The 13,115-nt window shown below is 63.0% G+C and carries 11 protein-coding genes; 4 read left to right on the top strand and 7 right to left on the bottom strand.

Annotated features, from left to right (window positions below):
- Nucleotides 1-8: 8 nt before the first annotated feature.
- Genes FPL22_RS10300 through FPL22_RS10290 form a run of 3 tightly spaced genes read left to right on the top strand, consistent with a single transcriptional unit; the run spans nucleotide 9 to nucleotide 4,997 of the window.
- Nucleotides 9-2,414, top strand: a complete 2,406-nt coding sequence (locus FPL22_RS10300) for a heparinase II/III domain-containing protein (protein ID WP_144230192.1) — start codon at nucleotides 9-11, stop codon at nucleotides 2,412-2,414.
- A 13-nt stretch (nucleotides 2,415-2,427) separates the two neighbouring features.
- A complete protein-coding gene (locus FPL22_RS10295) occupies nucleotides 2,428-3,666 on the top strand; it encodes an MGH1-like glycoside hydrolase domain-containing protein (RefSeq protein ID WP_144230191.1) in 1,239 nt (412 codons plus the stop codon).
- Nucleotides 3,666-4,997 carry an acetylxylan esterase gene (locus FPL22_RS10290; RefSeq protein WP_144230190.1) on the top strand — a complete coding sequence of 444 codons (1,332 nt, stop codon included), beginning with the start codon at nucleotides 3,666-3,668 and terminating at the stop codon, nucleotides 4,995-4,997. The genes FPL22_RS10295 and FPL22_RS10290 overlap by 1 nt, the downstream gene beginning before the upstream one ends.
- Nucleotides 4,998-5,006: 9 nt before the next feature.
- Here FPL22_RS10290 and FPL22_RS10285 read toward each other — a convergent pair whose 3' ends face one another.
- From FPL22_RS10285 to FPL22_RS10270, 4 genes are all read right to left on the bottom strand, one after another.
- Nucleotides 5,007-5,639: a phosphopantothenoylcysteine decarboxylase domain-containing protein gene (locus tag FPL22_RS10285; RefSeq protein ID WP_144230189.1), complete on the bottom strand. Its 633-nt coding sequence runs from the start codon at nucleotides 5,637-5,639 to the stop codon at nucleotides 5,007-5,009.
- A 58-nt stretch (nucleotides 5,640-5,697) separates the two neighbouring features.
- The gene (locus tag FPL22_RS10280; RefSeq protein WP_144230188.1) at nucleotides 5,698-6,261 is read right to left on the bottom strand and encodes a flavoprotein; all 564 of its coding nucleotides are present in this window, start codon (nucleotides 6,259-6,261) and stop codon (nucleotides 5,698-5,700) included.
- Between the two features lie 92 nt (nucleotides 6,262-6,353).
- Nucleotides 6,354-7,142: a 3-methyl-2-oxobutanoate hydroxymethyltransferase gene (gene panB / locus FPL22_RS10275; protein ID WP_144230187.1), complete on the bottom strand. Its 789-nt coding sequence runs from the start codon at nucleotides 7,140-7,142 to the stop codon at nucleotides 6,354-6,356.
- Between the two features lie 48 nt (nucleotides 7,143-7,190).
- Nucleotides 7,191-8,057: a helix-turn-helix domain-containing protein gene (locus FPL22_RS10270; protein ID WP_144230186.1), complete on the bottom strand. Its 867-nt coding sequence runs from the start codon at nucleotides 8,055-8,057 to the stop codon at nucleotides 7,191-7,193.
- Nucleotides 8,058-8,138: 81 nt separating this feature from the next.
- On the opposite strand from FPL22_RS10270, the gene FPL22_RS10265 reads away from it, so the two are divergent.
- Entirely contained in the window at nucleotides 8,139-9,461 is a 1,323-nt protein-coding gene (locus FPL22_RS10265; protein WP_144230185.1) for an FAD-dependent oxidoreductase, read from the top strand.
- Nucleotides 9,462-9,530: 69 nt separating this feature from the next.
- Here FPL22_RS10265 and FPL22_RS10260 read toward each other — a convergent pair whose 3' ends face one another.
- The 3 genes from FPL22_RS10260 to FPL22_RS10250 form a co-directional block, all read right to left on the bottom strand.
- The gene (locus FPL22_RS10260; RefSeq protein WP_144230184.1) at nucleotides 9,531-10,892 is read right to left on the bottom strand and encodes a M16 family metallopeptidase; all 1,362 of its coding nucleotides are present in this window, start codon (nucleotides 10,890-10,892) and stop codon (nucleotides 9,531-9,533) included.
- 21 nt (nucleotides 10,893-10,913) lie between these two features.
- Nucleotides 10,914-12,296, bottom strand: coding sequence for a M16 family metallopeptidase (locus FPL22_RS10255; protein WP_144230183.1), 1,383 nt, complete (start codon nucleotides 12,294-12,296; stop codon nucleotides 10,914-10,916).
- 144 nt (nucleotides 12,297-12,440) lie between these two features.
- Nucleotides 12,441-13,061 (bottom strand): hypothetical protein, encoded by a 621-nt coding sequence (locus FPL22_RS10250; protein WP_144230182.1) that lies wholly within the window; start codon nucleotides 13,059-13,061, stop codon nucleotides 12,441-12,443.
- Nucleotides 13,062-13,115 lie beyond the last annotated feature (54 nt).

Genomic DNA, 13,115 nt, shown 5'->3' with positions numbered 1-13,115 from the left:
CTTTTCTCATGTTTACCCCCGCCCGCCTTTCCCTGCTCACCAGTTTCGTCTTCACCGCCGGTCTCCTCTCCGCCGCGGAGCCCCTGCCGTTTCCCAACCCCGGTTTCGAGTCCGGCCTGGAGAGCTGGGTCCTCGATAAAAACGATCAGGCCGCCGGCCTGAGTCAGGTCAAACCCGAGGCTGCGCACACCGGAAAAGCCGGTCTGCGTGTTACCCAACAAGACGGTTCGCCCGGCTCGTGGCTGCAAAGCGCGCGCATCGCTGTTGTCGGCGGACAAGCCTACCGCCTCGAGTTCTGGTCCCGCGTTGTCTCCACCAGCGGCATCGGCGTGTGGGTTCAATTCTACGACTACGACCGCAAGCCCATCAAACCGGCCAACGGTGATCTCACTTTGCAACTCCTGCCCGATGCGTCCGACTGGACGCGTCAGCAGCTCAACTTCACCGCGCCCGCCGGCACCGAGTATTTTTCACTCGCCGTCCATGGATATAGCAAACGGCCCGTGCTCGCCGATTTCGACGACTTCTCCCTGACACCCGTCGAGGCCTCCGTGTCGACGACTTCCGCCGCGAGCACTCCTTCATCCGGCGCCAAATCGGCCAATGCTCTCACGCCCGATCCGGCCCGCGTGAAGGAAATTGCTTCCTGTCTGCCGGCCAAACCCAAGGGCCTCGGCCCAACCTTGGCCGATCGCGCCATCTGGGACGCTCTCAAATCCGACCCCGCGACCAGCGAGAAAAACATCGCCCGCGCAGTGCGGTTCATGAACGAGCCTATACCAGCCATCACCGCAGAAGCTTACCAAGCCTCGGTGCAAAGCGGTGATCGCAAGATCGACAACGTCACCAGCCAGCGCCGTTTTCGCCTGACCACGCTCGTCATTGCCGAGGGCATGGAAAACCAGGGCCGCTTCATTCCTGCCATCGAGAAAGAGGTCGCCGCCATTTGCGACGAGCCCACCTGGATTCTCTCGGGCCACGTTCAATTCACCTTTGGTCGTAATGATCTCGGCACCGCCATGACCGCCTGGAATCTTGCCGCCGTGGATACGATGCTCGGCGACAAACTTTCTGCCGGCTTGCGCAAAACCATCCGCGATCGCGTGCGTGAGCGTCTCTTCGTTCACTACCTCGCCGAGATTCGCGGCGAGACCAAACCCGAGTGGTGGGCCATCGATCCCAACAACTGGAACTCCGTCGTTCACGGCGGCATCGTCGGCGCCGCGCTGGCCTTGAACGATTCGGTCGAGGAGCGTGCCGAGATCATCGCCGCCGCCGAGTTGGGAACGCAGTTCTACATCAAAGGCTTTCCTGCCGACGGTTATTCGCCCGAGGGCATGGGCTATTGGAAATATGGCTTCGGCCATTATGTCCTGATGTCCGAAGCCGTGCTCGTCGCGACCAAGGGCAAGGTCAACTTCTACGACCGCGACAACATCCGCCTCGTGGCCCAGTTCCCTCGTCGCTTCGAGATGCAGGCCGGTTTGTATCCAGCCTATGGTGACGCGCAACTCGCCGAGGTCCCGAGCTCCTGGCTCTTTCACATCATTGACCGCCGCTACGGTCTCAACGACGGTTCCGTGCGCGCGTTTTATCCCGATCCGACCTATAGTGCGTTTCTGTATTCCTATGGCGCCATCCTGTCTTTCGACGCGAAGGCCGCGCCTGTTACGGGCAAGAGCAGCGTCTCCTTGCCGGACCACGCCCTGCGCGACTGGTTTGAACAAAGCCAGATATACGTGGGCCGCCAGTCGGCCGGCCCCGCGGGCATCAGCGTTTCCTTTAAGGGTAGCAACAACGGTGTGAGTCACGGTCACAACGACCTCGGCACGTTTGTCGTCGCGACCGGCGGTGAACCCGTGATCACCGATCCCGGCGTGCCCATTTACAACGCCCGCACCATGGGGCCCAACGCCTTCGATTATCAGGTGAAATCATCCTACGGCCACTCGGTGCCGTTCGTCGCCGGCCAGCCGCAAAAACGCGGTTCGCAATACGCCGCGACGGTGAAGGAGAGAAAATTCACCGACTCCTTCGACTCGGTCACGTTGGACCTGACGGCCGGTTATGGATTGCCTTCGCTCAAAGAGCTGACGCGTCGCTTTGATTATTCCCGCCAGGGCAAGGGTGGTTTCATGATCACGGATCGCGTTGTGTTCACCTCTCCGCAGGTCTTCGGCACGGCGCTCACCACTTACGGCGAAGCTCGCGAGGAAAAGCCCGGCGTCTGGCTCATCACCTACAAAGGCCAGTCGCTGCGCGCTGAAATCGCCACCACTGGCAATGCACCTTTCACCGTGACGAACGAGGTCCTCAAGGATGAATCCCGCGAGGGCAAGGTCCGCCGTCTCGGCATCAACCTCTCCAGCCCGGTCTCCGAGGCGACGATCACGATCAAGATCACCGCTCCGTAATCACGACATCGCCATGGCTCTATCGTTTGCAACGAACGCGCTCAGTCTGCGCTCAGGCGATGCGCAACTCGACCAAGCCTTCCGCATCGCGGTGGGCGATCTGCTGGGCAACGTGCAGCCGTTCAAGGACGGGCTGCTCGATGCGCCCGCCCCCTGCCTGATCGCGGGGCTTGAATACGTGACCCCGTGGACGCGTGACGCGGCCTTCAACACCTGGTTTGCCTTGTCGCGCCTCGCGCCCGGTGTGGCCCGCGACACGTTGCTCGCTGTGCTCGAGCGCACCGACGATGGCACGGTGCGCATCGGCGGACAATATTGGGATGCAATCATCTGGGCGCAGGGCGCGTGGGAGCATTATGGCGTTACCAATGACCGGACATTTCTTGCGCTCGCCTTCGAAGCGGTGAGCAATTCGCTCACGCGTTTCGAGGCCGAGGAGTTTGATTCCGCCGACGGCCTGTTTCGCGGCGGCGCTTGTTTTCAAGACGGCGTGGCCGGTTATCCCGACTACTACGCACCGCAGGCGGGAGATCCGCCGTTCAGCGGAATCCATGTGTGGGTCGAGGTGGCGAAGATCAAACGGTTTCCCACCGGCGGAGGCATGCCGTGCAAGGCGCTTTCGACGAACTGTCTTTATTACCGCGCGTATCGCGTCGCGTTGCTGATGGCCGACGCGCTCGGCGTAGCTCCGAATGCCTCGTGGGAAGGCAAGGCGCAGGCGTTGCGCACCGCCATTAACACGCGCTTCTGGAGCGACGAACTCGGGCGTTACCGTTACCTCGTCGATGCACCGGGCAACGATGACCGCCAGGAAGGATTGGGGCATGCGTTTGCGCTGCTCTTCGGTGTCGCCGATGAGGCGCAAGCGCGTCGGGTTTTTGAGACCATCCATCTCAGTGCACATGGGATTCCCTGCGTGTGGCCGACCTATTCACGTTACGCTGAACGCGGTGAATACGGACGTCACTCCGGTCCGATCTGGCCGCAGGTCAACGCTGCGTGGGCGCTGGCCTGTGTCGCCCGCGGGCGCGAAGACCTTGCGCGCCGCGAACTCGTTTCTCTCGCCGCGAAGGCCTGCCGCGACGGTGGTTTTATCGAGGTATTTCATCCCGACACGGGCCAGCCTTATGGCGGACTGCAGGAACATCATGAGCGCGCCGGCATGGAGATTTACCCCGTGTTGCAGCGCCAGAGTTGGTGCGCGTCCGGTTATCTCGCGATGGTGGCCGCCCTTAAATTACCTTCACTTTAATGATCACGTTACCCCGTCGGTTTGCTCTGCGTTGCCTCGCTCCGCTCTTTCTCGTCAGCCAGCTGTGGCTCTCGGCCGCGCCCGTTCCGACCATCGTGCCCGACAAGGCTGCAGGCGTTTACACACCTGGTGAAACCGTTTCCTGGACGGTCAATTTAAAGAGTGAAGCCGGTGTGCCGGCGCCGGATTTAGTCTACAAAATCAAGAAGGACGGCGAGGTGGTCGTTTCCGAAGGCAAGCTCGACCTGAGCGCCGGGCCGGTGGTGTTGTCCTCCAGTCGTGCCGATGCCGGCGTGCTCATCATTCAGGTGATGCCGCCCGAAAAATACGCGCTTCCACTTGCGGTGGGCGGGGCGATTTACGCACCGGATAAAATCAAGCCCGCCGCGCCCGAGCCGGCGGACTTCGATGCATTCTGGAAGTCAAAGCTGGCCGAGCTGGCCAAGGTTCCGGTCAAGCCCGTGCTCGAGAAAATACCCGACGCGAAAAACACCGCGGGCGTCGATTATTACAAGGTCACGCTCGACAACATTCGCGGCACCAAGGTGCGCGGACAGCTCGCGCGCCCCTCGGCCGAGGGTAAATATCCCGCGCTGCTCGTCGTCCAGTTCGCCGGCGTTTACGCTCTGGATCAGAACACTGTCGTTTCCGACGCGAAGTCGGGCTGGTTGACGCTGAACATCAGCGCGCACGATCTGCCGATCGACGAATCGCCCGAGTTCTACAAAAACCTGAAGGACGGTGCGCTGAAGAACTACATCTACATTGGCAGCGAGGATCGCGAGACGTCCTACTTCCTGCGCATGTTTCTCGGTTGCGCGCGCGCGGCTGAATACCTGGCTTCACGTCCCGACTGGGATGGAAAAACACTGATTGTCACCGGTGCTTCGCAAGGCGGCCTTCAAGCTTTCGCGACAGCCGCGCTTTCGCCCAAGGTCACCGGACTCATGGCTGTAGTGCCCGCAGGCTGTGACAATTATGCTCCTCGGGCCGGCCGTGCGTTTGGCTGGCCGTATTGGTTATCCACCTGGGGACCGCGGGATCGCGACATGAAGAAAGTCGAAACCACCGCTGGTTATTTTGACGGCATTAATTTTGCGGCACGTGTGAAGGTCCCTTCGCTCGTCGCGTATGGTCTGGCTGATGAAACCTCGCGGCCCACCGGCGTCGCGGCGGCGATCAATGTGCTGAAAGGCACGAAGGAAGCGTTGATCCTGCCGCTCTCCAATCACCATGGAACTGGCGGCGCGCAGAACGCCTATTTCAGCCGGGCGGCCCAGTGGAAAAAAGCGGTGCTCACGGGCAAGACCCTGCCGCCCGCCGCGCAATAAACTCGGGGCTCAGACGCTGACAAATGCGTGCAGCCACGCGGTCAGCGCATCGATGCCGGCTAGCGGTTCGGGCGTATGCGTGCCGGCGCGCCAGCCGGAGAACGGGCGCGAGTCGCCGGTGGCAAGGTCGTCCATGTCGTTGTGGATGACGGCGTCGACCGTGCCGGCGGCGAAGAGCTTCGAAACGGCGATTGAGCGCGCCTCGGTGTCGGCGCCGGCGGTGAGTTTGAAGCCGATGACCTTGATGGGATGCGGCGCGCACTGCTTAAGCTCGGGGAGGAGTTTGGGCGTCGGCACGAGGCGCAAGGTGATCTCGGTGGCGTAGGACGACATCTTGCCGTCGCGCGTCTCGGACGGACGATAATCAGACACCGCGGCGGCGTGGATCACGGCGTCGAAGTTGCCCGTGCCGAGAAGACGGCGGAGTTGCGACTGGAGATCGGTGGTCGATGAGAACGACTCGGAGGCCGCGACGTGTTGCGCGCGGACGGCGGCTTCGCCGTGGAGCAACGTCACGACATGGCCGTGTGCTGTGAGAGCGTCGGCGAGCAGTGCGCCGGTGCGGCCGGTGCTTACGTTGGAAAGGAAACGAACCGCGTCGATCGGCTCGCGAGTCGCGCCGGACGTGATGAGAATGCGCACGATCGAGTTGAGAGTTTAGGGCTGAGAGTTGAGATTCGGAGGCAACCAGCCGGACGGCTCAGGCAATTTTCGAACCGAGTTCCGCTAGGACTTGGGCGAGAAGTTGCTCGGGCTCGATCAGTCGGCCTTCGCCTTCTTCACCGCAGGCGAGGGCGCCGGAGCCGGTGGGCAGCACGCGCACACCGGTGTCGGTGAGTTTTTTGAGCGAGGCCTGCGTGAGCGGATGGTTGAACATCGCGACGTTCATTGCGGGGGCGATCCACCAGGGCTTCTTCTGGATTTCCCACGCGAGGAAAAGGCTGCCGACGAGGTCGTCGGACAGGCCGGAAGAGAGGCGGTTGATGGTGTTCGCGGTCGCAGGTGCGACGAGCGCGAGGTCGGCCCAACGGGCGAGGTTGATGTGGTCCATCGCCTTGCCGGACTCCCAGAGATCGCTGGCGACGGGATGACCAGTGAGGCCTTCGAGCGTGGCGCCACCGACAAATTTTAGCGCCGAAGGTGTGGCGACCGTGCGCACCTCGATGCCGGCCTGCACGAGCCGCGAAATCGCGAAGCACGCCTTGTAGCACGAGATCGAGCCGGTGAGCAGGAAGAGCAGGCGGGGCTTGCGGGCGGTGGTCATGGGAGGCGGATTTTTAACGCAGAGAACGCAGAGATCGCGGAGGTCGGAAGGAACGGACGCTGAGTCCTCTGTGAACTCTGTGTTTAAACTATTCAGTAAGATTCTTTTTTGCTCGGGAAGGAGCCGTCGGCGACGGCCTTGGCGTAGGATGCGAGCCCGTGGCCCATGACTTTATTCCCGTCGGCGAAATGGCGGACGAACTTCGCGTTGAAGCCGGTGTTCAGGCCGAGCATGTCGTGGAACACGAGCACTTGTCCGTCGGTGTGCGGGCCGGCGCCGATGCCGATCACGGGAATCGTGAGGGCTTCGGTGATTTCGCGGGCGACATCCGTCGGCACGCATTCGAGGACGAGGCCGGACGCACCGGCGGCTTCGACCGCCTGCGCCTGACGCAGCAGATCGGCGGCGGTGGCGTCGGTCTTGCCCTGAACTTTGTAGCCGCCGAGGGCGTGGACGGATTGCGGGGTGAGGCCGAGATGACCGATGACCGGCACGCCGGATTGCACGAGGTGGCGGATGACGTCCTCGTGTCCGTCGATGCCCTCGATCTTCACGGCGTGGGCACCGGCGCGCATGAGCAGCGAGGCGCACTCGACGGCGGCGGCGATGCCTTTGCGCGCGGCGAGGAAAGGGAAGTCCGTGATGAGAAACTTGGAACCGGCTAGCCCGCGGGCCACGGCGGCGGTGTGGCGCGCCATGATCTCGGGCGTGGCGGCAAACGTGGTGGCTTCACCGTCCACGACGGTGGCGACGCTGTCGCCGACCAGCACGCAATCGACAGGCGAGTCGGCGAGGAGCCGGGCTTCCCAGTGCGCGTAGGCGGTGGACATGCTGATACGGCCCTTGCCCTTGCGGGCCTTGAATTCGAGGACGGACTTCATACAGGGCGGCAACCGTCGCAGGTTGGCGGGAAAAAGCCAACTCTGGCTTCAAGTCGTGCCGATGCGCACCTGGCGGGGGGATTTTCCGGTGGCGCGACGCAGCCAGTGCGAAAAGTGCGAGGCCGACGAAAACCCGAGGTCGTAGGCAATTTTTTTGGCGGGGACGGCGGAGTCGGCGAGGGTGGCGGTGGCGGATTCGAGGCGGCGTTTTTGCAGGTAGGCGCGCGGGGTGAGGCCGAGTTGTTGCACGAACAACCGGTCGAGATGGCCGGCGCTCAGGCCGGCGGTGGCAGCGAGGTTTTTTTCACGGAAGGGCGTGCGCCAGTCGTGGCGGTCGAGGTGGCGGAGGGCTTCGAGCACGCGCGGATCAAGGCCGCCCATGCGCGCGGGCACGACGCCGGCGGCCAGCACGGTTTTCAGATAGGCCTGGGTCCAGGCGGCGAAGAGCTGTTGGGTTTCAAAGAAGTCCGTGAGCTTAACGGACTGCGGCTGAAGCGCGGTGACGATGCCGGGGAAGCAGCGACTGATGAAGCGCAACAGCGAGCGGGCGGCTTTGCCGAGGGCGGGGTGGCCGGCGGCGGAGGCCACGACGATCTGCTCGACCAGAGAATCGCCGGACGGCCACTCGAGCTTGAAGTTGATCGAGAGAATGCGGGCGCCGGGAGAAAAGTTCTGGTGCAGCGGATGCGGGCCGCAAAACATCCATTCCCCGGCGCGCGCGGTCCAAGTGTCACGACCGCGTTTGACGGTGACCGCGCCGGCTTGAATCCACCACGCGGAGAGTTGGTTGCGCTGGGAAAACCGGTGTTGGTTGGGCGCATCGACTTCGCCTTCGTAGCACCAGAGCAGCCGGGTGTGCAGGAACGACCAGTCTTCAAAGGTGAGTGTGGATGGCGCGGACGCGGCGGGCGGCATGCTTAAATACTACAACTTTATATGTAATTTTATCAAGCGTCGCCGATGGCGTAGTTGGAAGCGCAGTGGCAGCGTGTGGGCATGAGTTCCACCCCTGTCCTTGGTTTTTACGAAGAGCCTGCGCGCACGTTGCCCGTCATCGCCGAGTGCGATGTGCTGGTCGTTGGCGGCGGCCCCGGCGGCATCGGAGCGGCGGTCTCGGCCGCGCGCAATGGCGCGAACACGATCCTCGTCGAGCGCTTCGGCAGCTTTGGCGGCACGTGGACTGCGGGGATCCTGAGCGCGATCATGCCTTATCCGTATGTGAAGGGCATTTTCGCGGAAGTCGTGCGCGCTTGGCAGGAGCGCGGCGGTTGGAATGAAGGACACTGGGGCGCACACGACGGTTGGGGTGGCGGCGGCACCTACGACAGCGAAGTGGCCAAGGTTGCGCTCGACCGGCTGGTCGTGGATTCGGGAGTGACGCCGTTGTTCTTTGCGCAGGCGGCGGCGGTCATCCGCGAGGGCAACCGTGTTCGCGGCGTGATTATCGAATCGAAGGAGGGCCGTCAGGTCATCCTCGCGAAGATGGTGATCGATTCTTCGGGTGACGGTGATGTCAGCGTGATGGCCGGCGTGCCGGCGGACAAAGGCCGTGAGAGCGACGGCGGCGTGCAGCCGATGACGATGATCTTCAAAATGACCGGCGTCGACGACGAGCGAGCGGTGGCTTCGAAGCAGGCCGATCCCGATTTTGCCAAAGCGTGGCAGGCGGCGAAGGCGCGCGGCGAAATCACCGTGCCGCGCGAAGACGTGCTGGCCGGTCGCAACCCGAAGCCGGGCGAATGGAATTTCAACACGACGCGCATCGTGGGCAAGGATGCGACGAAGCTGCGCGATGTGACCGATGCGATGGTCGAGGCGCGCCGCCAGGTGGCGGAGGTCGCCGCGTTTATGCGCAAGAATATCCCGGGCTTTGAAAATGCCGTGGTGTCCGAGACCGCGCCGCACATCGGCGTGCGTGAATCGCGGCGTATCCGTGGAGATTATACGGTCTCCACAAAGGACATCGTCGAGGTGACGCCGTTCGAGGACTGCATTGCCTGCGGCAACTGGTTCATCGACATCCACAGCCCCACGGGTGAAGGCACGGAGCGCGTGTATCCGCCCGAAGGTAAATGGTATGGCGTGCCCTACCGCACGATTCGTGCGCAAGGTGTGGACAACCTCCTGATTGCCTCGCGCTGCGTGGACAGTTCGCACGAGGCGCATGCCGCGATCCGCATCACCCCGCAGGTGATGGCGATCGGCGAAGGCGCGGGCGCGGCGGCGGCGCTGTGCGTGAAGCTGGGCCTGAAATCGACGCGCGACCTCGATGCGAAATTGTTGCGTGAAACGCTCCGTAAGCAGGGCGCGTTTGTCTGAGCAACCGCCACAAAAAGGCCGCGCAAGTCGATGACTTGCGCGGCCTTTTTTGTGAGGACGAAACGAGGATTACTTCGCGATCGTCGGGACGGAGCCGGCTTTGATGAGGACGAAGTTGTCGGGGTTCAGGTGTTTTTTTATGGCGGCGTTGACCTGGTCGAGCGTCACGGCGTTGAGGTTGTTGGTGTAGTCGTCGAGCCAGCCGAGCGGGTAGCCGCGGTGGATCGTAGTGAGGATCGCGCCGGCGAGGCCGTCGGTCGTGGCGAGGCCGACCTGGAAGCTGCCGGCGAGGTTGGTCTTGGTGCGGTCGACTTCGGCGGAGGTCACGCCCTGTTCATACCACGACTTCAATTCGCGGCGGGTGGAGGCGAGACCTTTTTCGAGGAGATCGGGCGCGAAGTTGGCGATGATGCGCCAGTCGCCTTCGGTAAAGGTGTCGTTGCCGATGCGTGCGCCGATGCCGTAGGTGAGGCCTTCCTGATCGCGCACCGTGGCCATGAGGCGACCGGTGAAACCACTGCCGAGAATCGTCGTGGCGACGCGCAGGGGCAGGGCATCGGGATCCGTGTAGCGGAGCCCGCTGGCCTGGCCGAGGATCACGCTCACGTTGGGCTTGTCGGCCATGAACACGGTCTGGTCGCGCTCGAAATCCTTTTCGGTTGCGATGCGCGGATAGTCGGGGTGCTTCACACCGCCGGACCAACCGGCAAAGGCTTTGGTGACGTCGGCCTTGAGGGCATCGATGTCGACATCGCCGACAGCGACGAGCGTGAGTTCGGCCGGACCGTAGTATTTGGCGTGGAAGGCGCGGAGATCCGCCACGGTTGCGGTATTGAGCGCGGCGAGAAAGGCGTCGGTGGACGGCTCGTAGTTGGGGTGGCCAGGCGGATACACCGAGGCGGCGAAGGCCTGGCCGGCGCGGTAGCCGGTTTGTTCGAGCGCGCGCTGGAGACGGCCGGCGATCTGTTTCTTGAGCTTGGTGAATTCCTCTTCGGAAAACGCGGGCGAGCGGAGTTGTTCGGCGAGCAGGCTGATGACGAGCGGGACGTCTTTGCTCAGGCACTTGCCGCTGAATACGAGCATGGTGTCGTCCACGGCAAACGTGAGTTCGGCGCCGACGGCGTCGAGTTTTTGCGCGATGGCGAATTTGTCCTGCGTGGTTGTTCCCTTGTCCAGCATGCCGCCGGTGAGGGTGGCGATGGCGAGGTTTTCGGCCGGTGAAAACGAATCACCGGCGGGGAGCGAGCCGCGGAAGGTGACGACATCCTGCACGCCGGTTTTGTAGGCGACGACATCGACTCCGGCGATGGTGCTGCGCACGACGTGGTCGGCGATGGCCGCGCGGGCGAGCGGAGCGGAGGCCAGCAGACAGAGGACGGCTGTGACTGAGGACAGAAGACGGAGGACGGAGAACGGAGAAGTGCGTTTCATGGTAGGGAGGGCGCGTCGTGATTACTGGGCGGCGGCTTCGGGCGGGAGCACGGGGATGAACCAGCCGGTGGTGCTTTGGTCTTCGTCGAAGTATTCGTTGGCTACGCGTTTCACGTCGGCCGCAGTGACCTTCTTAATGGCCTCGTCGATGGTGACGTAGAGCGTCCAGTCGCCGCTGGAGATGAATTCGTTGAGGTTGCTGGCGATGGCGAACGCGCCGTCGCGGGCGTAGGCGGAGGACGCGATCAACTGGCTGATGGCGGAATCTACCTCGGCTTGGGTGACGCCGTCTTTTTTGAGCGTAGCGACTTCGGCGAGGGCGATTTTTTCGACCTCGGCGTGCTGGGCGCTGGGAGCGAGGCTGGCGTAGATCGTGGCGAGGGACGGATCGTGGAAAAAGCCCGTGTCAACGCTCACGCCGGTGGTGAGATTTTTGTCGGTGAGGGCGCGGTAGAGGCGGCTGTTTTTACCCGATGAGAGGATGGAGCCGAGGACCTGAAGGGCGGGGGTGTCGGCATGGCGGGCGGCAGGGGTTTTGTAGGCGATGCCGACGACGCCGAGCTGGCCGGCGCGTTTGACGGTGACGCGGCGCGGGCCGGATTGCGCGGGCTCCTCGGTGTAAACCTGCGGGATGGGCGAGGGGGACTTCGGGATGGCGCCGTAATGTTTTTTGACGATCGCGAGGGCGGCGGCGGGATCGACATCACCGATGACGGTGACAGTGGCGTTGTCGGGCCAGTAGAAGGTGTCGTAGAACTGTTTCAGTTTTTCGATGGGCACATTCTCGATGTCGCTGCGCCAGCCGATGGTGGAGTGGTGATACGGATGTGCGACGTAGGCGGCGGCGGATATTTCCTTGTCGAGGGCCTGGATGGGATTGTTTTCACCGATCTCGAATTCGTTGCGCACGACGGTCATCTCGGGTTTGCGGTCGGAGTCGCGCAGCCAGAGGTTGCGCATGCGGTCGGACTCGATGGCGACGTAGGCATCGAGGTGGTCCTTGCCGAGATTCGCGTAGTAGTTGGTGCGATCGAGCCATGTCGTGGCGTTGTAAACGGCGCCGACGCGCTCGAGGAGTTGATCAACGCTGTTGCCCTTCTCGCGATTAAAGTTGGGCGTGCCCTTGAACATTAGGTGCTCGAGGAGGTGGGTCGCGCCAGTAGTGCCGGTGACCTCGTTGCGCGAGCCGACGCGGTAGGTGACCATGAAGGTGACCACGGGCGCGGAGTGATCGGGGAGGACGAGGACCTGGAGGCCGTTGGCATCGAGCGTGTATTCGGAGATGCCGCCGAGGGTCTTCACATACTTGAAGCCTTCAGCAGTGACGGGGGCGGGGGTGTCGGCGGCGCGGGCGGCAAGAACCGGCAGCAGCAAGGCGCACAGAAACAGGCGAGGTGTGATCATGGAGTGGAGAAACTGTGACCCGGCCGAAGTGCGGAGGGTCCGCGAAAAAGTGAAACGACACGCGAAACGGTGCAAGGGCAGTTGCACCCTGGTCCGCCAGTTTATGATACGCGCCGCGACGTCGCTGACGGACAGACCGGCGGTTTACGAAACCACCGTGGGATCGGTGGCCGGAGGTGTGGAACGGGCGGCGATGCGGCGCTCGGCCTCGAGGATGATGGCCTCGCAGCCGATGAACTTGTGGTCGTCGAGGCAGAGGCGGCGGCGTTTGCCGTCCACTTCATAGATGGCGTAGGCGATGCCCTTGTTGGCCCATTTGCGGCGATCCATGTCCACGATGGTGTCGAGGTGGACGGTTTCACCGCCGGCACCGGTGATGATGTCGCCATCGGCGCGCACGCTCTTGCGGTGTTGGAGGAGCACCCAGCCGACGAAGCCGAGGCCGATGGCCAGAAGGATGCCACCGATGGTGCGTTGTCCGGACAGGTCGCCCTCGCTGCGATGCTTTGGGAGTTTTTCAGGAAGTTTGTTGGCGGCGGCGTAAGCGGTCCACGCGCGGACGACCTCGGGGTTTTTATCGGTGGGAGTTTCGTCCACCGCGAGGGAGCCGGCGGTGAGGGTGACAAGCTGCTGGTAGCGGGCTTCCTCGGAAGGCCAGGCGATAAAACCGTCGTAGCAGAACCAGAGCGCCGAGCCATTGAGCATGAGGGCCATCATGGTCATGCGGCGGCGCCATTCCTTGGAGATGCGGGCTTGAACGTTCATTGGGGGAGGAAACGGAAGGTGGGGTTAAAGGGAAAGGCAAGAGACCGCTGATGT

It is taken from the genome of Rariglobus hedericola (genome assembly GCF_007559335.1).
Lineage (GTDB): Bacteria > Verrucomicrobiota > Verrucomicrobiia > Opitutales > Opitutaceae > Rariglobus > Rariglobus hedericola.
Note: the sequence above shows the minus strand (reverse complement) of the source record. Positions and strands in the feature narration are given on the sequence as shown.

Excerpts from the sequence above, each read along its gene's own strand:
- FPL22_RS10295 (WP_144230191.1), top strand. The coding sequence starts at position 2,428 with ATGGCTCTATCGTTTGCAACGAACGCGCTCAGTCTGCGCTCAGGCGAT.
- FPL22_RS10290 (WP_144230190.1), top strand. The coding sequence starts at position 3,666 with ATGATCACGTTACCCCGTCGGTTTGCTCTGCGTTGCCTCGCTCCGCTC.
- FPL22_RS10270 (WP_144230186.1), bottom strand. The coding sequence starts at position 8,057 with ATGCCGCCCGCCGCGTCCGCGCCATCCACACTCACCTTTGAAGACTGG.
- FPL22_RS10265 (WP_144230185.1), top strand. The coding sequence starts at position 8,139 with ATGAGTTCCACCCCTGTCCTTGGTTTTTACGAAGAGCCTGCGCGCACG.
- FPL22_RS10280 (WP_144230188.1), bottom strand. The coding sequence starts at position 6,261 with ATGACCACCGCCCGCAAGCCCCGCCTGCTCTTCCTGCTCACCGGCTCG.
- FPL22_RS10300 (WP_144230192.1), top strand. The coding sequence starts at position 9 with ATGTTTACCCCCGCCCGCCTTTCCCTGCTCACCAGTTTCGTCTTCACC.
- panB (WP_144230187.1), bottom strand. The coding sequence starts at position 7,142 with ATGAAGTCCGTCCTCGAATTCAAGGCCCGCAAGGGCAAGGGCCGTATC.
- FPL22_RS10260 (WP_144230184.1), bottom strand. The coding sequence starts at position 10,892 with ATGAAACGCACTTCTCCGTTCTCCGTCCTCCGTCTTCTGTCCTCAGTC.
- FPL22_RS10250 (WP_144230182.1), bottom strand. The coding sequence starts at position 13,061 with ATGAACGTTCAAGCCCGCATCTCCAAGGAATGGCGCCGCCGCATGACC.
- FPL22_RS10255 (WP_144230183.1), bottom strand. The coding sequence starts at position 12,296 with ATGATCACACCTCGCCTGTTTCTGTGCGCCTTGCTGCTGCCGGTTCTT.